Source organism: Burkholderia sp. 28_3 (genome assembly GCF_003253915.1).
Lineage (GTDB): Bacteria > Pseudomonadota > Gammaproteobacteria > Burkholderiales > Burkholderiaceae > Burkholderia > Burkholderia cenocepacia.
The window spans coordinates 83,518-104,036 of the sequence record NZ_QKZF01000022.1 but is presented as its reverse complement, the minus strand read 5'-3'; the positions used below and the strand labels follow the sequence as shown (position 1 = coordinate 104,036).

18 protein-coding genes are annotated in these 20,519 nt (G+C 67.8%); 15 read left to right on the top strand and 3 right to left on the bottom strand.

Translation table 11 applies throughout. From position 1 onward, the window contains the following. Positions 1-36: 36 nt before the first annotated feature. From DFS13_RS32140 to DFS13_RS32130, 3 genes are all read left to right on the top strand, one after another. Positions 37-927: a LysR family transcriptional regulator gene (locus DFS13_RS32140; protein WP_006484368.1), complete on the top strand. Its 891-nt coding sequence runs from the start codon at positions 37-39 to the stop codon at positions 925-927. A 165-nt stretch (positions 928-1,092) separates the two neighbouring features. Then, the gene (locus tag DFS13_RS32135; protein ID WP_060212972.1) at positions 1,093-2,769 is read left to right on the top strand and encodes a methyl-accepting chemotaxis protein; all 1,677 of its coding nucleotides are present in this window, start codon (positions 1,093-1,095) and stop codon (positions 2,767-2,769) included. A 44-nt stretch (positions 2,770-2,813) separates the two neighbouring features. Then, positions 2,814-3,125 (top strand): hypothetical protein, encoded by a 312-nt coding sequence (locus tag DFS13_RS32130; RefSeq protein ID WP_012493170.1) that lies wholly within the window; start codon positions 2,814-2,816, stop codon positions 3,123-3,125. Positions 3,126-3,280: 155 nt separating this feature from the next. Here the strand turns inward: DFS13_RS32130 and andR are convergent, their stop codons facing one another. After that, positions 3,281-4,240, bottom strand: a complete 960-nt coding sequence (gene andR / locus DFS13_RS32125) for an anthranilate 1,2-dioxygenase regulatory protein AndR (protein ID WP_006490985.1) — start codon at positions 4,238-4,240, stop codon at positions 3,281-3,283. 212 nt (positions 4,241-4,452) lie between these two features. On the opposite strand from andR, the gene andAc reads away from it, so the two are divergent. From andAc to DFS13_RS32100, 5 genes are all read left to right on the top strand, one after another. Next, positions 4,453-5,724, top strand: coding sequence for an anthranilate 1,2-dioxygenase large subunit AndAc (gene andAc / locus DFS13_RS32120; RefSeq protein WP_006496020.1), 1,272 nt, complete (start codon positions 4,453-4,455; stop codon positions 5,722-5,724). 15 nt (positions 5,725-5,739) lie between these two features. Then, the gene (gene andAd / locus DFS13_RS32115; RefSeq protein WP_006490977.1) at positions 5,740-6,216 is read left to right on the top strand and encodes an anthranilate 1,2-dioxygenase small subunit AndAd; all 477 of its coding nucleotides are present in this window, start codon (positions 5,740-5,742) and stop codon (positions 6,214-6,216) included. Positions 6,217-6,251: 35 nt separating this feature from the next. After that, positions 6,252-6,578 carry an anthranilate 1,2-dioxygenase ferredoxin subunit AndAb gene (gene andAb / locus DFS13_RS32110; protein ID WP_006496019.1) on the top strand — a complete coding sequence of 109 codons (327 nt, stop codon included), beginning with the start codon at positions 6,252-6,254 and terminating at the stop codon, positions 6,576-6,578. Continuing rightward, positions 6,568-7,788, top strand: a complete 1,221-nt coding sequence (gene andAa, locus DFS13_RS32105) for an anthranilate 1,2-dioxygenase system ferredoxin--NAD(+) reductase (protein WP_060212632.1) — start codon at positions 6,568-6,570, stop codon at positions 7,786-7,788. Before andAb ends, andAa begins: the two co-directional genes overlap by 11 nt. A 109-nt stretch (positions 7,789-7,897) precedes the next feature. After that, positions 7,898-9,184, top strand: a complete 1,287-nt coding sequence (locus tag DFS13_RS32100; protein ID WP_006490986.1) for a DUF445 domain-containing protein — start codon at positions 7,898-7,900, stop codon at positions 9,182-9,184. Positions 9,185-9,232: 48 nt separating this feature from the next. On the opposite strand, the gene DFS13_RS32095 is transcribed toward DFS13_RS32100, so the two are convergent. Then, positions 9,233-9,532: an addiction module antidote protein gene (locus DFS13_RS32095; protein ID WP_006490972.1), complete on the bottom strand. Its 300-nt coding sequence runs from the start codon at positions 9,530-9,532 to the stop codon at positions 9,233-9,235. Positions 9,533-9,535: 3 nt separating this feature from the next. Beyond that, positions 9,536-9,841 (bottom strand): type II toxin-antitoxin system RelE/ParE family toxin, encoded by a 306-nt coding sequence (locus tag DFS13_RS32090; RefSeq protein ID WP_060212629.1) that lies wholly within the window; start codon positions 9,839-9,841, stop codon positions 9,536-9,538. A gap of 388 nt (positions 9,842-10,229) precedes the next feature. On the opposite strand from DFS13_RS32090, the gene DFS13_RS32085 reads away from it, so the two are divergent. From DFS13_RS32085 to DFS13_RS32050, 7 genes are all read left to right on the top strand, one after another. Continuing rightward, positions 10,230-11,870 (top strand): acetolactate synthase large subunit, encoded by a 1,641-nt coding sequence (locus DFS13_RS32085; RefSeq protein ID WP_006490980.1) that lies wholly within the window; start codon positions 10,230-10,232, stop codon positions 11,868-11,870. Positions 11,871-11,898: 28 nt separating this feature from the next. Further along, a complete protein-coding gene (locus DFS13_RS32080) occupies positions 11,899-13,332 on the top strand; it encodes an aldehyde dehydrogenase family protein (protein ID WP_060212627.1) in 1,434 nt (477 codons plus the stop codon). A 242-nt stretch (positions 13,333-13,574) separates the two neighbouring features. Then, complete coding sequence (locus DFS13_RS32075) at positions 13,575-15,158, top strand: Na+/H+ antiporter (RefSeq protein ID WP_006490983.1); 1,584 nt, start codon at positions 13,575-13,577, stop codon at positions 15,156-15,158. 475 nt (positions 15,159-15,633) lie between these two features. After that, positions 15,634-16,767 (top strand): hybrid sensor histidine kinase/response regulator, encoded by a 1,134-nt coding sequence (locus DFS13_RS32070; RefSeq protein ID WP_006490975.1) that lies wholly within the window; start codon positions 15,634-15,636, stop codon positions 16,765-16,767. Positions 16,768-16,891: 124 nt separating this feature from the next. Then, positions 16,892-18,568: a methyl-accepting chemotaxis protein gene (locus DFS13_RS32060; RefSeq protein ID WP_111442593.1), complete on the top strand. Its 1,677-nt coding sequence runs from the start codon at positions 16,892-16,894 to the stop codon at positions 18,566-18,568. Continuing rightward, complete coding sequence (locus tag DFS13_RS32055; RefSeq protein WP_060212625.1) at positions 18,565-19,086, top strand: chemotaxis protein CheW; 522 nt, start codon at positions 18,565-18,567, stop codon at positions 19,084-19,086. The genes DFS13_RS32060 and DFS13_RS32055 overlap by 4 nt, the downstream gene beginning before the upstream one ends. Next, positions 19,083-20,504, top strand: coding sequence for a protein-glutamate O-methyltransferase CheR (locus DFS13_RS32050; RefSeq protein ID WP_012493174.1), 1,422 nt, complete (start codon positions 19,083-19,085; stop codon positions 20,502-20,504). The genes DFS13_RS32055 and DFS13_RS32050 overlap by 4 nt, the downstream gene beginning before the upstream one ends. Positions 20,505-20,519: the final 15 nt, after the last annotated feature.

Sequence of the window (20,519 nt, the reverse complement as noted above, 5' to 3'; positions counted from 1 at the left end):
CTCTTTCCGACTACTTCCATACCTTTGAGGCATGAAATGGAATTGCGTCAGCTCCGTTACTTCATCGCCGTCGCCGAGGAAATGAACATCACGCGGGCCGCGGAGCGGCTGCACATGACGCAGCCGCCGCTGAGCCGCCAGCTTCAGGCGATCGAGGAGGAGATCGGGTTGCCGCTGTTCGAGCGCGGCGCGCGGCCGCTGAAACTGACCGATGCCGGGCGCGTGTTCCATGCGCAGGCGAAACGTCTGGTCGACCAGGCCGACGAACTGGGGCCGCTGACGCGGCGGCTCGCGCAACTGTCGGAGCGAATCGTGATCGGCTTCGTGCCGTCGACGCTGTACGGCGCGCTGCCGGACGTGATCCGCGCGTTTCGCGAGGCGCAGCCGGACGTCGAGCTGTCGCTGATCGAAATGTTCACGCTCGAACAGCTCGGCGCGCTGAAGGGCGGGCGGATCGACGTGGGGTTCGGCCGCCTGCGCTTCGACGACGACCAACTGGTGCGCGAGGCGCTGATCGAGGAAAAGCTGATCGCGGCGCTGCCGGTCGGGCATCGGCTCGCCGATCCGGGCCGGCCGCTGACGCTCGCGGATCTCGCCGACGAGACGATGATCGTCTACCCGAGCACGCCGCGGCCGAGCTTCGCCGATCAGCAATTGTCCGCGCTGCGCGACGGCGCGGTCGTGCCGGCGGCCGTGCACGAGGTGCGCGAGCTGCAGACCGCGCTCGGGCTCGTCGCCGCGCAGGTCGGCGTGTCGCTGGTGCCCGAGAGCGTGGAGGGCGTACGCGTGAAGGGCGTGGTCTACCGGCGGCTGCCGGAGCCGGGCGCGACGTCGCCGATCATCATGAGCCGCCGGCTGCACGGCGAAAGCGCCGCGACGGCGGCGTTCTGCGCGATTGCGCGGGAGATGATCGTGCCATCGGCGTGATGGCTGACGGCCGACACAAAGCGATCGCCGCATGCCGATTATTGCCGCACATGGTTTTTTCTATCCTGCCGGCAGCCGATAAATCGGCCATGTCGCTCTCCGTAAACAGGGTTGGACGCGGGATTTCCCGTTCCGCTTCGCCCTGGAACAGTGGAGGAGAGCAGCGTGAGCCGATTGGGGAAAAGCATCAAGTTCAGGATCTTTTTCGCGCTTGCCGCGTGTGTCGCGCTCATGGTCGCCATCGGCGTGTTCGGCCTGTTCGGTCTGTCGAGACTGAATTCGAACGTCCATGATGCTTATACGGACAACACCTTGCCGATCAGCGAATTGTCGGAAATTCGCGCCGCGACCTTCGAGACGCAGCTTCGGATGCGCGGGGCATTGTTCGAGCGCGATCCCGCGCGGGTCCGCAGCGGGATCGACGAGACGCGTGCCGGGCAACGCCGTCTCGACACGATATGGAACCGCTATTACGGCCAATCGATCACGAGCGACAAGGAGCGCCGCATCGCGGCCCGGATTCGCGACGTGCTGCCGCGGTTCCGGGCCGGCGTGGACGCGGCACTCGCGGCGGTGGGCGGCGGGGACCGCGACGCGGCCGCCGCGGCGATCGACCGGCTGGCGCCCGCCGCCGGCGCGCTCAAGCAGGCGCTCGACGACGACATCGCACTGAACATCGATCAGGCGAAGTCGTTCGTCGACGACAGCGCGTCGACCTTCGTCATGATCCTGTGGATCGCGATCGGCCTGATCGGCATCGGCGTGCTGGTCGCGGCGTGGGTATCCGCGCACCTGATGCGGCACATCTCGACGCCGCTCGGCAAGGCCGTGCGCGTGGCCGACGAAATCGCCGGCGGGTCGCTGGACAACCGGATCGACGTCGACTCGCACGACGAATTCGGCCGGTTGCTCGGTGCGTTGGCGACGATGGATCGGCAACTCGGTGCGACGGTGCGCGGCATCAAGCGCAGCGCGGAAGCGGTGGGGGTTGCGTCGCGCCAGATCGCGAGCGGCAATGCCGATCTGTCGGCCCGCACGGAAGAGCAGGCCGCGTCGCTCGAGGAAACCGCGTCGAGCATGACGCAACTGACCGAGACCGTGAAGCAGAACGCCGACAACGCGCAGCAGGCCAATACGCTGGCGACGCGCGCGACCGGCATGGCCGATGCCGGCAACGATGCCGTGCAGAGCATGGTCGCGACGATCGGGCAGATCAGCAGCAGTTCCAGCCAGGTTGCCGACATCACGGGCGTCATCGAGAGCATCGCGTTCCAGACCAACATCCTCGCGCTCAACGCCGCGGTGGAGGCCGCGCGCGCCGGCGAGCAGGGGCGCGGCTTCGCGGTGGTCGCGAGCGAGGTGCGCAGCCTCGCGCAGCGCTCGGCGGCGGCTGCGAAGGAGATCAAGGAACTGATCGGCGCGTCGGTGTCGATGATCCGCGACAGCGCGCGGCAGGCCACGGGCGTCGGCGCGACGATGGAGCAGGTGAAGCTCGCGATCAAGCAGGTGTCCGATATCGTCGCCGAAATCGCGGCCGCGTCGCGGGAGCAGAGCCAGGGGATAGGGCAGGTCAATCTGGCGATCGAGCAGATGGACCAGGTGACGCAGCAGAACGCGGCGCTCGTCGAGCAGGCGGCCGCGGCGGCGCATTCGCTCGAGGAGCAGGCCGGCCGCCTGCAGGCGGCGATGGCGGCGTTCAAGCTCGCGCCGAATGCCGACGATGCGCCGGTCATGGCGTCGTCGGCGCCTGCATCCGCGCTTGCCGTCGCACCGACGAAACCGCTGGCGGCGGGGCTGAGCGCCCCTGTCGCGGGCGGCGCCGTCGACTGGAAGGCGTTTTGATCGGGATAACGGTTCGCAGCCTGCTGCGACGGGAGTATCGACCCTTGAATGGCTCGACGCGTTCTGCTCACGTGGTACTCACGCTCGATGCGCTCGTCGACGCATGCGTGCGTTTCGATCCGTTGGACCGGGATCAGCGGCTGATCGTCCGGACGCTGGTCGTGCCGATGCTCGCGCGGCGGCTGAAGTGGCTGGGGCTGTTGCTGCGCGCGAGCCCGCGCAGCGAGGCCACGCGCGCGATGCTCGAACGGATCGAAGGGGCGCTGGCGTGCGCGGCGGCACGGCTCGACCCTGCGCGCCGGCCATCCGCGGATGCGGCGAGCAACGCCGTGCCGCGGCGCGGGCCGCCGGCGTAGATCGCGACGCGAGGTCGTTGCGCGAGTGCGACCGGCCGTCGATTGGGGCGACCGCGCTCATGCGCGGAAGGCGCGAAGGGTGGGAACGGCGATCGGCAGGACGGCGCGCGAAATGCAGCATGCAGCGTGGGGCAGTGCGTGTGCGGACGGCTGCTTCAGCGCCTGGCGTCGAGCGTTTCCGACGGCGATTCGCCGAACTTCTCCCGATACGCGATCGCGAACCGGCCCAGGTGGGTAAACCCGCAATCGAGCGCGATATCGGCGATCCGTCGCTCGGATGTCGACCCACGCAGCAACTCCCTCGCATGGTCGAGCCGCGTCGCGCGCAGATATTGCATCGGGCTCATCCCGCGGAATTGCAGGAACGCGTCGCGCAGCGTCCGTTCGGGCACGTTGGCGGCCTGGACGATATCGGCGAGCTGCAGCGGCTGCGCGTAGTGCGCATCGACGAACTCCTGCGCGCGCCGCACGAAGCCCGGCGCCGGGTCGCGATGCGACGCCTGCGGCATGGACGGCGGATGGCCTTCGATCAGCAGGTCGATCAGCAGATGCTCGAGCTGCGACGCGACGCGCGGGTTCGCGTTCGCGCGTTCGAGCAGCTCGGGCGACCGCGCGACGAGCATCAGTTGCTGACGCCACGCGGCGAGCGCGGCGTCGCTGACGTGCAGCACGGGGTCGAGCGTCGCGCGCGGGTCGCCGGTAAGCGAGCCGACGGTCGCCGCGTCGATGCGCAGCACGAACTGCTCGCAATCGGCCGACAGCACCGCGTCGAAGCGTTCACCGGGCGCGCACAGCACGCCGGTCTGGCCGTCGACGCCGAGCTGCCGCCCCATCGCGCGCACTTCGGCCTGGCCGGACAGGCAGAACATCAGCAGGTAGTAGCCGTCGACGGCATCGACCTGCACGCGCATCGCGTCGCCGAACGCGATCGTGCCGATCCCGAGCCCGCCCAGCTTGACGAAATCCATGTGCGACGCGCCCTGCACGCGGCCGCTCGGCAGCAGCGCGTGCGGCTGCATCACGCGCGAGATCCGCTCGCGCGTCTCGTCGAGATCGCGGGATTCGAACAGCCGGTGCGCGCGTAGCGCGAGCGGCTCGAACGACGTTGGGGACATGGGCCTCAGCCTTGGTAGGGCGACGCGCGCTTCGATCCGACGAATGGGTCGCGATCGTGCGACGGGTCGCGTGTGCCGTCATGCTAGCGCAGAAATCCGCCGAAAGTGGATATTGCACCGCCGCAATCGCACTTTCCGGATAGACGCTGAATATTAGCTTTTCAAAAATCGGCTCCATGCATTCAACGCAACGGATCGACAAGGAGTCCGACATGGAGCAGACAGAATCGCCCGTCGTTTTCGCGGAGCGCGGCGACGCATCCGACGTGACCTTTCCGCACGACGACGGCTCGCGCGTGCCGTACAAGGTGTTCAGCTCGCGGGCGGTCTACGATCGCGAGCAGGAACGCATCTTCCGCGGGCCGACGTGGAACTTCGTCGCGCTCGAAGCGGAGATCCCGAACGCCGGCGATTTCAAGAGCACGTTCGTCGGCGACACGCCGGTGGTCGTCACGCGCGCCGAGGACGGCACGCTGTCCGCGTGGGTGAACCGCTGCGCGCACCGCGGCGCGCAGGTGTGCCGCAAGTCGCGCGGCAACGCGAGTTCGCACACGTGCGTCTATCACCAGTGGAGCTTCGACAACCAGGGCAACCTGCTCGGCGTGCCGTTCCGGCGCGGCCAGAAGGGGATGACCGGGATGCCGGCCGATTTCGATCCGAAGCAGCACGGGCTGCGCAAGCTGCGCGTCGACAGCTATCGCGGGCTCGTGTTCGCGACCTTCAGCGACGCGGTCGCGCCGCTGCCCGAGTATCTGGGCGAGCAGATGCGTCCGTGGATCGACCGGATCTTCCACAAGCCGATCGAGTATCTCGGCTGCACGCGCCAGTATTCGAAGTCGAACTGGAAGCTGTACATGGAGAACGTGAAGGACCCGTATCACGCGAGCATGCTGCACCTGTTCCATACGACCTTCAACATCTTCCGCGTCGGGATGAAGGCGCGCTCGATTCCGGATGCGAATCACGGGCTGCACAGCATCATCACGGTGACGAAGACGAATGACGACACGTCGGCCGCATACAAGCAGCAGAACATCCGTTCGTTCGACGAGGGCTTCCATCTGGAAGACGAATCGATCCTCGATCTCGTATCGGAATACGACGAGGATTGCACCAACCATATCCAGCCGATCTTCCCGCAGCTCGTGATCCAGCAGATCCACAACACGCTGGTCGCGCGGCAGATCCTGCCGAAAGGGCCCGACAACTTCGAGCTGATCTTCCACTTCTTCGGCTATGCGGACGACACGCCCGAGCTGCGCGCGCTGCGCATCAAGCAGGCGAACCTCGTCGGGCCGGCCGGCTACATCTCGATGGAAGATACCGAAGCGACCGAGCTCGTGCAGCGCGGCACGGTGCGCGACGCCGATGCGACGTCGGTGATCGAGATGTCGCGCGGCAATCCGGACCAGCAGGACACGGTGATCACCGAGAGCCTGATCCGCAAGTTCTGGGTCGGCTACCAGAAGCTGATGGGCTATTGAGGCGGGAGCAGGAAAATGACGGAAGACATGAAGACGTGGTTCGAGATTTACATGCTCCAGAACCGCTACATCGGGCACCTCGACAACGATCGGCTCGAACACTGGCCGGAGATGTTCACCGAGGACTGCACGTACGAAATCGTGCCGAAGGAGAACGCCGATCTCGGGCTGCCGGTCGGGATCGTCCACTGCACGAACCAGCGGATGCTGCGCGACCGCGTGGTGTCGCTGCGGCACGCGAACATCTACGAGGAGCACACGTACCGGCACATGACCTCCGGCCTGACGATCGTCGCCGAGCGCGACGGCGAAATCGATACCGAGAGCAACTACGTGGTCGTGCAGACGCGCAGCAACGGCGAATCGAACGTGTATCAGGCCGGCAAGTACTACGACACGGTCGTGCGCACGCCCGACGGCCTGCGCTACAAGACCAAGCGCGTGATCTACGACACGTCGCGCGTGCAGACGCTGCTCGCGACGCCGATCTGACCGCTCTGATCGATCTGACGAAGCAAGGAATCGACATGACTGAAGCAACGCTCGCCCAGTGGCATCCGCTGGGCGCTTTCGACGAATTCTCCGAAGACGAACCGGCGGCGCGCGTCGCCGGCCAGAAGCCGATCGCGGTGTTCCGGATCGGCGACGAACTGTTCGCGATGCATGACCTCTGCACGCACGGCCATGCGCGGCTGTCCGAAGGCTATGTGGAGGACGGCTGCGTCGAGTGCCCGCTGCATCAGGGGCTGATCGACATTCGCACCGGCGCGCCGAAATGCGCGCCGATCACCGAGCCGGTGCAGACCTATCCGATCCGGATCGTCGACGGGCAGGTGGAAGTCAATGTCGGCTGATCCGTTCGTGATCGTCGGCGCCGGCCATGCGGCGCGGCGTACGGCCGAAGCGCTGCGCGCACGCGATGCGGCGGCGCGCATCGTGATGATCGGCGCGGAGCGCGAGCTGCCGTATGACCGGCCGGCGCTGTCGAAGGATGCGCTGCTGACGGACGGCGGCGAACAGCGCGCGTTCATCCGTGATGCCGCGTGGTACGACACGCAGCGCATCGCGTTGCGGCTCGGCACCCGCGTCGACGCGATCGAGCGCGATGTGCAGCGCGTGCGGCTCGACGACGGGGCGACGTTGCCGTACGGCAAGCTCGTGCTCGCGACGGGTTCGCGTGTGCGCACGTTCGGCGGGGCGATCGACGACGGTGTCGCGGTGCATTACGTGCGCACGGTCGACGATGCGCGTGCGTTGCGGGCGCAACTGGCGCCCGGGCGCCGCGTGGCGGTGCTCGGCGGCGGCTTCATCGGTCTCGAGGTCGCGGCGGCCGCGCGTCAGCTCGGCTGCGACGTGACGGTGATCGATCCGGCGCCGCGGTTGCTGCAGCGCGCGCTGCCGGAAGTCGTCGGCGCGTATGCGCGGCAATTGCACGATGCGCGCGGCGTGCTGTTCCGGATGGCGACGCTGCCGCGCGCGATCCGGCGCGCGCCGGGCGGCGGCGCGGTCGTCGAGACCGATCAGGGCGACGTGCCGGCCGACGTCGTCGTGGTCGGCATCGGCGTGGTGCCCAACATCGAGCTGGCGCAGGCGGCCGGGCTCGACGTCGACAACGGGATACGCGTCGACGCGGGCTGCCGCACGGCCGATGCCGCGATCTTCGCGGCGGGCGAGGTGACGATGCACTTCAACCCGCTGCTCGGGCGGCATGTGCGGATCGAATCGTGGCAGGTGGCCGAAAACCAGCCGGCCGTCGCGGCCGCGAACCTGCTCGGTGCCGACGAGACCTATGCCGAGCTGCCGTGGCTGTGGTCGGATCAGTACGACTGCAACCTGCAGATGCTCGGGCTGTTCGGCAGCGAGCGCACGATCGTCGTGCGCGGCGAGCCGGCGAGCGGGCCGTTCACGGTGTTCGCGCTCGGCGACGACGGCAGGATCGTCGCGGTGGCCGCGGCGAACCTCGGACGCGACATCGGCGCGTCGCGCCGGCTGATCGCGGCAGGGGCGGTGCCCGATCCGGTGAAGCTGGCCGATCCGGCCGTCAACCTGAAGACGTTCATGTAGCAGCGGTGCGCGCGGTGCGTATGCGCGGTGCGTGCCCGCGCGGGCCGCGGGTTTGTCGGCTGCGGCGAAATCGGGGATATTAGCGGCATCGCCGATCCGCTCGTCCTCCATGACGCCAGACAAAGCCCTCGAACTGAAACGAAGCAAGCGCCGTGCGCTGTGGCTGCTGCTCGCGGCCGTCGCGGTGTTCGTCACCACCATCGTGCTGCCGCGCGGCCCGTGGGTCGACGGTTTCAAGGCCGTCGCGGAAGCCGCGATGGTCGGCGCGCTCGCCGACTGGTTCGCGGTCGTCGCGCTGTTCCGCCGCGTGCCGATCCCGTTCGTGTCGCGCCACACCGAGATCATCCCGAAGAACAAGGACAAGATCGCCGACAACCTCGCGGTGTTCGTGCGCGAGAAATTCCTCGGCCCCGACGCGCTCGCCGCGCAGATCCGCCAGCACGATCCCGCGCAGAAGCTCGGCGCATGGCTCGGCGAGCCGGCGAACACCGACGCGCTCGGCGGCTACGTGACGAAGCTGATGAGCTTCGCGCTCGACATGACCGACGACGCGCGGATCCAGTCGTTCGTCCACGATGCGTTCCGCGCGGTGATCGACCGGGTCGACCTGTCGCAATCGGCCGGCGCGATCCTCGATACGCTGACGAAGGACGGCCGCCACCAGGCGCTGCTCGACGACGCGATCGAACAGGTGGTCGACGTGCTCGACAAGGAAGAGAACCGCGAGGTGATCGCGGGCTTCATCGTCGAATGGCTGAAGACGCAATACCCGAAGGTCGAGAAGATCATGCCGACGCAATGGTTCGGCGAGAACGGCGCGCGGATGCTCGCCAGCGCGGTGAGCCGCGTGCTCGAAGGCGTCGCGGCCGACCCCGAGCACGAGTTGCGGCAACGCTTCGACCGGACGGTCGTGCGGCTGACCGAGCGGCTGAAGCACGACCCCGCGTTCCTCGCGAAGGGCGACGAGATCAAGCGCTATATTCGCGACGGCGACGCGTTCAACGAGTACGTGCGCGACTTGTGGGACCAGTTGCGTGCGTGGCTGAAGGCCGATCTCGCGCGCCCCGATTCGGCGCTGCACCGGCAGGCCGCGACGCTCGGCGGCTGGCTCGGCGCGCGGCTCGCCGAGAGCCCGGCGCTGCGCGCGTCGCTCAACGAACATGTGGAGCGGGCCGTGCACGAGATGGCGCCCGATTTCGCCGATTTCCTGATGCGTCACATTCGCGACACGGTGCGCAACTGGGACGCGCGCGAGATGTCGCGCCAGATCGAGCTGAACATCGGCAAGGATCTGCAGTACATCCGCATCAACGGCACGCTGGTCGGCGGGCTGATCGGGCTCGGCTTGTATCTCGTGTCGCTGGTGCCGCGCTGGGCGGCCGGGTGGCTGCACTGACACGGGCACGGACGTTGCGCACGTGGCGCGATGCCGTGCGCCGCCGGATCACGCGGCAGCCTTGGCGCCGTGCAATTGCAGGCCAAGCGCCTTGATGACTTTCAGGATCGTGCCGAAGCTCGGATTGCCGTCGTGCGACAGCGCCTTGTACAGCCCTTCGCGCGACAGGCCCGCATCGCGCGCGACCTGCGACATGCCGCGTGCGCGGGCGATCACGCCGAGTGCATGCGCGATGAAGGCCGGATCGTCGCCGGCCTCCTGCAGGCATGCGTCGAAGTAGTCGGCCATGTCGTCTTCGGTTTTCAGGTGTTCGGCCGAATCCCACGGCCGCGTCTTGATCTTGTCCATCGATCACTCCATGTCGAGGTGCGCGAGCATTGCGTGCGCGGCGCGGATGTCGGCCTGTTGCGTCGATTGATCGCCGCCGCACAGCAGGATGACCCATATCGTTCCGCGCCTCACGTCATAGACGCGATAGCCGGGGCCGTGGTCGATACGCATTTCGACGACGGGGGAGCCGGCGGATTTCCAGTCGCCCGGATTGCCCATCGACAGGCGGTCGATGCGCGCCTGGATGCGGCGATCGGGCAGGCCGGCAAACCAGGCGTCGAAGACGTCGGTGGTCCGGATGCTGAATGCAGGAGGACTGTAGGGCATGCATTGCAATGTGTAAACCATGGTTCACATGTCTGTTGAATGGAACATCGTTGCCATGACAGCCCGCCGGTCGCGTCACCGGGTGTCGACTGGCCGTCAGGCCGATCTTTCCGCTGCCGGAGCCGGCCATCCGGTCGAAGCCGGAGTTGCGCGAATCCGTCTACAATCAAAAACGTCTTTGCCGCCTGCGCGTGCTTGCCGCGTGCGGGCGGGTCCGTCCGTCCTCCGGTGTTCGGGGGCGTCGCCGCGCATCACGCATCGCGTCGTGCGCGGCGGGCAGTGCCGTGGTCAGTGTCCAGTAGGTAAGGCGTCCGCGTGCCGTAGGCCGGCGCGCGTCATGAACGCCGCGTGTCCGTAGGCCGGGCAGGCGGCATAACCGAGAGTCCCCATGAAAGCATCGGATCTGTTCGTGAAGGCGCTGGAAGCCGAAGGCGTCGAGTACGTGTTCGGCATTCCAGGAGAAGAAAACCTCGATCTGCTCGAATCGCTGCGGCGATCGAAGATCAAGCTCGTGCTGACCCGGCACGAGCAGGCGGCCGGGTTCATGGCCGCCACCTACGGCCGTCTCACGGGCCGCACCGGCGTGTGTCTCGCGACGCTCGGGCCGGGCGCGACGAACTTCGTGACGGCCGCCGCGTATGCGCAGCTCGGCGGGATGCCGATGCTGATGATCACCGGGCAGAAGCCGATCAAGTCCAGCAAGCAGGGCCACTTCCAGATCGTCGACGTGGTCGACATGATGCAGCCGCTCACGAAGTTCACGCGGCAGATCGTGTCGATCGGCAACATCCCGTCGGCCGTGCGCGAGGCGTTCCGCCGTGCGGAGGAGGAGCGCCCGGGCGCCGCGCACCTCGAACTGCCCGAAGACATCGCGCACGAGGAGGGCGACGGCAAGCCGATCCCGCGCAGCTACAGCCGGCGGCCGGTGGCCGAGGAGAAGGCGGTCGCGCATGCGGTCGACGCGATCCAGGCCGCGCGCCATCCGCTCTTGATGATCGGCGCGGGCGGCAACCGCAAGACCACCTGCAAGATGCTGCTCGAATTCGTCGACAAGACGGGCATTCCGTTCTTCACGACGCAGATGGGCAAGGGCGTGATCGACGAGACGCACCCGCTGTGGCTCGGCAACGCGACGCTGTCCGACGGCGATTTCGTGCATCGCGCGATCGAGCACGCGGATTGCATCATCAACGTCGGCCACGACGTGATCGAGAAGCCGCCGTTCTTCATGCGCACCGACGACAAGACCGTGATCCACGTGAACTTCCTCGGCGCGCAGGTCGACCCCGTCTATTTCCCGCAGATCGAGGTGGTCGGCGACATCGCGAACGCGGTGTGGCAGATGAAGGAGGCGTTGACGCCGCAATCGCACTGGGATTTCGAGCGCTTCAAGATGATCAAGGCGCATTTCGACGCGCACCTGGAAAAGGGCCAGCACGATCCGCGGTTCCCGATGTACCCGGTGCGGATCGTCAACGACCTGTACAACGCGTTGCCGGTGGACGGCATCGTCTGTCTCGACAACGGGATGTACAAGATCTGGTTCGCACGCTACTGGCGTGCGCACGAGCCGAACTCGCTGCTGCTCGACAACGCGCTCGCGTCGATGGGCGCGGGCCTGCCGTCGGCGATCGCGACCAAGATCGTGCATCCGCAGCGCAAGGTGATCGCCGTGTGCGGCGACGGTGGCTTCATGATGAATTCTCAGGAGCTCGAAACGGCGGTGCGGCTGAAGCTCGACATCGTCGTGATGATCCTGCGCGACGACGCGTTCGGGATGATCCGCTGGAAGCAGGAGAACATGAATTTCCCCGATTTCGCGATGACGCTGCAGAACCCCGATTTCGTGTCGTACGCGCAAAGCTACGGCGCGCACGGGCATCGCGTCGAATCGGCCGACGATCTCGAGCCGCTGCTGCGCGAGTGCTTCTCGTCGCCGGGCGTGCACGTGATCGACGTGCCGATCGACTACTCGGACAACGAGCGCGTGCTGAACCGCGAGATCAAGCGCCTGTCGGCGCAACTCTGAATACCCGTTCACAGGAAGGAGTCGTTCCATGTTGAAGGAAACCTATCCGTACTACCTCGCCAACGAAGCCGTCTACGCGAACACCGATCTGGAGGTGACCGACAAGTTCAGCGGCAAGGTCGCCACGCGCGTCGCGCTGGCCGACGCGAAGGCGATCGATGCGGCGATCGCCGCCGCCGTCGACGCCACGAAGCCGATGCGCGAGATGCCGGCCTACCGGCGGCAGGCCGTGCTCGATCATTGCGTCGCGCGCTTTCGCGAACGGTTCGACGAGCTGGCCGAGGCGTTGTGCATCGAGGCCGGCAAGCCGATCAACGATTCGAAGGGCGAAGTCACGCGGCTGATCGACACGTTCCGCGTCGCGTCCGAGGAATCGGTGCGCATCGACGGCGAGATCGTCAACCTCGAGATCTCCGCGCGTGCGCAGGGCTATACGGGCTACACGAAGCGCGTGCCGGTCGGCCCGTGCTCGTTCATCTCGCCGTTCAACTTCCCGCTGAACCTCGCCGCGCACAAGGTCGCGCCCGCGCTCGCGGCCGGCTGTCCGTTCGTGCTGAAGCCGGCGAGCCGCACGCCGATCGGCGCGCTGATCATCGGCGAGGTGCTCGCGGAGACCGACCTGCCGAAGGGCGCGTTCTCGGTGCTGCCCGCGCATCGCGACGGCGCCGACCTGTTCACGACCGACGAGCGCTTCAAGCTGCTGTCGTTCACCGGCTCGCCGGCCGTCGGCTGGGCGCTGAAGGAGAAGGCCGGCAAGAAGAAAGTCGTGCTGGAGCTCGGCGGCAACGCGGCCGCGATCGTCGATGCCGACCAGCGCGAGCGGCTCGACTACGTGGTCGAGCGGCTCGCGTTCGGCGCGTACTACCAGTCGGGCCAGAGCTGCATCGGCGTGCAGCGGATCCTCGTGCATGCCGATCTTTACGACGCGCTGCGCGAGAAGCTGATCGCGAAGACGCGTTCGCTGAAGATGGGCGATCCGAAGGATCCGTCGACGTTCGTCGGCCCGATGATCTCGGAATCCGAGTCGCGCCGGCTGTCGGGCTGGATGGATGCGGCCGTCGCGGCAGGCGCGAAGATCGTCGCGGGCGGCAAGGTCGACGGCGCGATGTTCGAGGCGACGCTGCTGGAGAACGTCGGGCGCGAGCAGGACCTGTACCGCAAGGAGGCGTTCGGCCCGGTCGCGATCCTCGAGAAGTTCGATCGCTTCGACGACGCGCTCGCGCGCGTGAACGACAGCGACTTCGGGCTGCAGGCCGGTGTGTTCACCGATTCGCTCGCGCATGCGCACCGCGCATGGGACGAACTGGAGGTCGGCGGCGTCGTGATCAACGACGTGCCGTCGTTCCGCGTCGACAACATGCCGTACGGCGGCGTGAAGGATTCGGGCCTCGGCCGGGAAGGGATCCGCTACGCGATCGAGGACATGACCGAGCCGCGGCTGATGGTGGTGCGGCGCCGGTAACGCGCGGCAGGCAGCGCGGCGCCGCGACGGCACGCGGGCGGGCGATCGGGCCGGCCTGCGTGCCGTTTTGCATGGCGGCGCGTGGAGCGGCACGGCGCCGCGCATGTGCCGCGCATGTGCCGCGCCGCGGGCCGCCTGAAACAGGCTCGACTGCGGGCCTCGCCTCGTGATGTAATCGCGCGAAACTGCCGACCGGGGTACGACGCCGGAACGCGCGAATTCATTCTTCACGAGGTCGATTCATGTCCCCCGTCTCGGCATTCAAGCTGGTTCTGTTGTCATTCCTCGCGATCGTCGCGCTCGAATGCATCGCCAAGCGGCTGCGGCTGCCGCCCGCGGCCGCGCTGCTGATCGGCGGCATCGGCATCGCGTTCATTCCCGGCCTGCCGCCGATCAACCTCGATCCCGAACTGGTGCTGCTGGTGTTCCTGCCGCCGCTGCTGATGGACGGCGCGTACTTCTCCGTGTGGGAAGAGTTCAAGCGCAACGTCGGCGGCATCCTGATGCTGGCGATCGGCGCGGTCGTGTTCACGACGTTCGCGGTCGGCTTCGCCGTGCACTGGGTGGTGCCGGCACTGCCGTGGGCCGCGTGTTTCGCGCTCGGCGCGATCGTGTCGCCGCCCGATGCGGTCGCGGCGAAAGCCGTGCTCGAACGCGTCGCGCTGCCGCGCCGGCTGATGGTGCTGCTCGAAGGCGAGAGCCTGCTGAACGACGCGGCCGGCCTCGTGCTGTTCCGCTTCGCGGTCGCGGCCGCGCTCACCGGCGCGTTCAGCCTCGAGCACGCGGTCGTGCGCTTTGCGGAGCTCGGGCTCGGCGGCGTGGTGGTCGGCTTCGTGGTCGGCAAGCTCGTCGTGTGGTTCCTGAAGCTGCTCGACGACGACTATCTCGTGATCACCGTCGCGGTGATCGCCGGCTGGATTTCTTACATCGCGGGCGAAATGGTCGAGGTGTCGGGCGTGATCGCGACCGTCACGACCGGCATGATCGTCGGCTGGCATCAGCACGAGGTGTTCTCGGCGGCCGTGCGCACGCGTGGCACGGCATTCTGGCAGGTCATCGTGTTCCTGCTCGAGGCGATGGTGTTCGTGTTGATCGGGCTGTCGCTGCGCGGTGCGATCCATCGGCTCGGCGGTTTCGAACAGGTGCTGGGCACGATGGTGCCGCCGGTGCTCGCGGTGCTGGCGGCGGTGATCGTGTCGCGCTTCGTGTGGATCTACGCGGTCGAGGCGCTGAAGTGGCCGGTGCGCGGCGTCGTACGGCGCGGCGAGGCGCCCGACTGGAAGGCCGCGACGATCATGAGCTGGGCCGGCATGCGCGGCGTGGTGACGCTGGCGATCGCGCTGTCGCTGCCCGAGGCGCTGCCCGGCCGCGACGTGATCCTGGTCGCGTCGTTCGCGGTGATCCTTGTCACCGTGCTGCTGCAGGGCACGACGATCGGGCCGCTGATTCGGCTGCTGCGCCTGCCGCAGCGCGACGAGCGGGCCGCGCACCATCTGACCGAGCCGCAGACGTGGGCGTACGTCGAGGCCGCGCAGCTCGCGGCGATCCAGCCGCTCGTGCGCGACGAGAACGGCGTCGTGATCCATCCGCGCCTGCTCGAGCAATACACGTATCGCGCCGAGCTGACCGAACGCTCGAAGAACGAGCCCGCGTATCCGGCGGAAGTGCGCATGGCGCACTACGACGTGGTGCTGGCCGCGATCCGGGCCGGGCGTGCCGAACTGTTGCGCCTGCACCGGTCGGGGCGCATCCACGACGAGATGCTGCACGCGCTCGAACGCGACCTGGATCTGCAGGAAGTATCCGCGCAGCACGCGCGCGGCTAGGGCGCCCGGCTCGCGAATCGCACGGGCCGGCGCCGTGCCGGCCCTGACCCGCGCGCGGGGCGAGCCACCCCCGTCGCGCGATTTTCCCCTCCCGCCTGCCGATTCGGAGTATCTGAATCCGGCCCTCGATATGACCGACCCCGAGCCTTGCAGCGCATGCAAACCTCATGGCGCCGGTCTCGCAAACGTTATCGTCTCTCGAATCCGGAAATGATCTGATTTAACTGTTTCCGTCTCTTTCTGCATATTTGGCAAAACTAAACCGGAAGGAGATAGATGCTGTGTTCTAATTTCATTTAGAATCAGCCGGTTATGTTTATTGAGAGAAAGAATGCGGAGGTAATGCGGTCGTCGACGGGGGAACAAGCGGCGTCCAAAGCCCCGCAAGGCAGTGCCGACAGGCCAAATCGGCGGAATCAGGCGGGTTTTTCAACTGCCAATATAAGATAGCGTCCAAGTCGGATAAACAACTCCTATGAAAGAATCGATTGGAGATTCGGCGTTTGAAACTGTATTTATGAAAGAATCGAGCAGTGATAATGCCTCGGATTACCTCGAATCGGGGTTATCGGTCCTCCTGGTCGACGACCAGCCGTTCGTCGGCGAGGTGATCCGCCGCGCGTTGCGCAGCGAGCACGACATCGACCTGCACGTGTGCACCGACGCACACCGGGCGATGGCGGTCGCGCGCGACGTGAAGCCGACGGTCATCCTGCAGGATCTCGTGATGCCGGAGATCGACGGCCTCGATCTCGTGCGTGCGTGGCGCGCCGACGCCGGCACCGCCCGCGTGCCGATCATCGTGCTGTCCGCGAAGGAGGAGCCGATCGTCAAGCGCGAGGCGTTCATCGCCGGCGCGAACGACTATCTGGTGAAGCTCCCCGACGCGATGGAGCTGACCGCGCGCATCCGCTATCACTCGAATTCTTACCTGATGTCGCGGCAGCGCGACGAGGCGCTCGATTTCCTGTCGCACGACATGCGTTCGCCGCAGACGTCGATCCTCGCGCTGCTCGACGTCTACCGGACCGAACACGGCGACATGCCGGCGATCATGGAGCGCATCGCCGGCCATGCGCGGCGCGCGCTCGCGCTCGCCGACGGTTTCATCCATCTGACCCGCGCGCAGTCGGAGCGCCGCGCGCACGAGGTCGTGAGTCTCAACGAAATCGTGCTCGACGCCGTCGACCAGCTGTGGGAGAAGGCGGCCGGGCTCGGCTGCCGGGTGATCGCGCACGTGCCCGATACCGAGTGCGTGACGATGGGCGACCGCATGATGCTGACGCGCGCGGTCGCGAACCTGGTCGACAACGGGCTGAAATACGGGCCGGCCGGGATGGACGTACATTGCACGCTGGGCGGCGAGGACGGCGCCTGGCTGATCGGCGTCGAGGACGCCGGCGCGGGCATCGCGCCGGAACAGCGCACGGCCGCGACCGAGTCGTTCGTGCAGCTCGAATCCGCGCACGGCGCGGCGCGCGGCGGCTTCGGCCTCGGGCTCGCGTTCGTCCGCGCGACGGCGGCGCGGCATCGCGGCCAGATCCTGATGCGCAATACGGCGCGCGGCTTCATGGTCGCGCTTCGGCTGCCGGCGCAAGCGGAGCGGTGATTTCGCGGCGCGGCCTGCCGGCGCCGCGCCGCTCGCGAGACCCCGATGCGCTCGTGGCGCGCCACCCGGCGCGCATGCGGACGCGGATTTTTTCAACGCTGAATTTAGAAAGCCCATAACGAACATGGCCACCGTGACGCCCCGCGCGACCAATGAAAGCCTGCATCCGACCATCGGCGCTGGCCGGCTGACGCTCGGCAATCGCATCCTGCTCAGCTTCGGCGTGCTGTTCGTGCTGATGCTGGTGACCGCCGGCGTGTCGTACGAGCGACTGCGCGCGATCAACGCCGAAGCCATCAGCATCGAGCGCGACTCGCTGCCCGGCGTCTACCTCGCGTCGACGCTGCGCGGCTCGGTCAACGAATCGTTCACGCTGCTGCAGCAGGCGACCTTCGTCGATACCGAACCCGAAACCGTGCAGCGCGATCTCGCGAAGATCCCCGACGTGCTGAAGGACATCGAGTCGCTGTCGGTGGACTACCAGAACACGACGTTCCGCGACGACGACCGGCAGCGCTTCGTGGCGTTCCGCGGCGCCTACGATCATTACGCGCCGCTGCTGAACGAAGCGGTGCAGAAGGGCCGCGTGTCGCACGAGGAAGCGGTCGCCGCGTACGCGAAAGTGCTGCCCGCGTGGACCGAGGTCGTGCGCAACGCGAACGTGCTGGTGCAGGAGAACCGCAAGTTCGCCGAGCAATCCGCGAAGCTGATCCGCGAATCGGTGCAGGACACCGAGATCGTGCTCGCGACCGCGCTGGCGTTCGTGCTGCTGTCCGCGCTCGGGCTCGGGTACGTGCTGTACCGTTCGGTCACCGTGCCGATGGCGCGGCTCGTCGAGGTGCACGACGTGATGCGTACCGGCAACCTGACGCGTCGCCTCGATCTGCGCCGTCGCGAGGAATTCGGCACGCTCGAGACGGGCTTCAACCGGATGGCCGACGAGCTGACCGAGCTGGTCTCGCGCGCGCAGCAGTCGTCGCTGCAGGTGACGACGTCGGTGGCCGAGATCGCCGCGACGTCGCGCGAGCAGCAGGCGACCGCGAACGAGACCGCGGCGACGACGACCGAGATCGGCGCGACCTCGCGCGAGATCTTCGCGACGTCGCGCGACCTGCTGCGCACGATGAACGAGGTGGCCGGCGTGGCCGAGCAGTCGGCGACGCTCGCGGGCGTGAGCCAGAGCGGACTCACGCGGATGGGCGAGACGATGCGCAGCGTGATGGATGCGGCCGGCTCGGTGAACGCGAAGCTCGCGATCCTCAACGAGAAGGCGCTGAACATCAACCAGGTGGTCGCGACCATCACCAAGGTGGCCGACCAGACCAACCTGCTGTCGCTGAACGCGGCGATCGAGGCCGAGAAGGCCGGCGAGTACGGCCGCGGCTTCGCGGTCGTCGCGACCGAGATCCGCCGCCTGGCCGACCAGACGGCCGTCGCGACCTACGACATCGAGCAGACGGTCAAGGAAATCCAGTCGGCCGTGTCGGCGGGCGTGATGGGGATGGACAAGTTCTCCGAGGAAGTGCGCCGCGGGATGCTCGACGTGCAGCAGGTCGGCGGGCAGCTGTCGCAGATCATCGCCGAGGTGCAGACGCTCGCGCCGCGCTTCCAGATGGTCAACGAAGGGATGCAGACGCAGGCGAACGGCGCCGAGCAGATCACGCAGGCGCTGTCGCAACTGTCGGAGGCCGCGCAGCAGACGGCCGAATCGCTGCGCCAGTCGTCGCAGGCGATCGACGACCTGACGCTCGTCGCGAACCAGCTGCGCACCAGCGTGTCGCGCTTCAAGGTCGACGCGTGACGCGCGCCGATCCGCAGAACGGCGCCCACGCGCTGTTCCTGATGTTCGAGCTCGACGGCGAGCGCTATGCGCTCGACGCGGCCGGCATCGACGAGGTGCTGCCGCTCGCCGTCATGAAGGCGGTGCCCGGCGCGCCGGGCTGGATCGCCGGGCTGCTGATGCGCGGCGGGCAGCCGGTGCCGGTGATCGACCTGCCGATGCTGGCGCTCGGGCGGCGCGCGCAGGCGCTGCGCTCGACGCGGCTCGTGATGGTCCGCTGTCGCGCGAGTCACGCCGGCCACGCCGACGGCGAACGCACGATCGGCCTGATCGTCGAGCGCGCGACGCAGACGATGCGGATTGACCGCGCGGCGTTCCGCGTGAGCGGCATCGCGACCGCGCGCACGCGCTGGCTCGGGCGGGTCGCGAACACGCCCGACGGCGTCGTGCAGCAGGTGTCGGTGTCCGACCTGATCGACGACGTCGCACGCCTGTCTCTGTTCGACGGCCTGCCGGGCCACGGGGAGGAGTCCGCATGAACGTGTCCGAATCGCGATTTCGCGGCTGGTTGCTGCGCGAGACCGGCATCGACCCCGATTCGCTCGGCAACGATTTCCTGATGCGCGCGCTGACCGATCGCATCCATGCGTGGCAGGCGGACGGCGAGCGCGTGCCGTCGGCCGCGCGGCCGCCCGTGACGCCGGAAGCGCTCGACGCGTACTGGCAGCAGCTCAACGCGTCGGCCGACGAACGGCGCGCGCTGATCGAGCTGTTCGTCGTCCCGGAAACGTGGTTCTTTCGCGACCGCGAGGCGTTCGCGACGCTTGCGCGGCTGGCCGCCGAACGGCTCGCCGCGATGCCTGGCCGCGTGATCCGCGTGCTGAGCGCGCCGTGCTCGACGGGCGAGGAGCCGTATTCGGCGGCGATGGCGCTGCTGGATGCGGGGCTCGAACCGGCCAGCTTCGCGATCGACGCGATCGACCTCAGCCCGCGCGCGATCGAGCAGGCGCGGCTCGGCTGTTACGGGCGCAATGCGTTCCGCGGGACGGCGACGGAGTTTCGTACGCGCTACTTCACGCCGACCCGCGACGGCTGGCTGCTCGACGAGCGCGTGCGGGCGTGCGTGCAGTTCAGTCACGCGAACCTCGTCGAACCGCTGGCCGATACCGGCATTCGCTACGACTTCGTGTTCTGTCGCAACGTGCTGATCTATTTCGACCGCGACGCGCAGGATCGCGTGATCCGCTCGCTCGACGAGCGTCTTGCCGACGACGGCGTGCTGTTCGTCGGGCCGGCGGAGACGGGTGTCGCGATGCGGCACGGAATGCGCTCGGCGCGGGTGCCGCTCGCGTTCGCGTTTCATCGCGAGCCGGCCGGCGCGGCGGCCGAGGCTGGCGCGGCGCGACCGGTCGCGCCGCTGTCCGCGGCGGCGCCGTATCGGGGCGCGGAGCGCTTCACGATCGCACCGCTCGCCGCGCCGCGCCCGGTGGTGGCCGTCGCGCCGCCCGCCTGGCTCGGCGACGTGCGTCAGCCGTTCGCGGCGGTGCCGCCGCCGGTCGTGCCGGCGGCCGCGATCGACGCCCGGGCCGACCTCGCGCTGGCAACCGCCGGGACGGCCGCCCCGGCCAACGACGGCATCGCGGCGGCGCTCGACGATGCTCCGACGCTGGAGGATGCGCAGGCGCTGGCGAACGCGGGCGCGTTCGACGAGGCCGAGCGTGTGCTCGCGCAGTTCTCGGCGCGCGTCGGCCCGCATGCCGATGCGTTTTATCTGAACGGACTGATCGCGGATGCGCGCGGGCGCGCCGCGGAAGCCGGCGACTTCTACCGCAAGGCGCTGTACCTGCGCCCCACGCATCACGAGGCGCTGACGCATCTCGCGACGCTGCTCGACGTCGGCGGCGATCGTGCGGGCGCGCAATGGCTGCTCGAACGCGCCCGGCGTTCGGCCGGCTGACACGATGACGGAAAC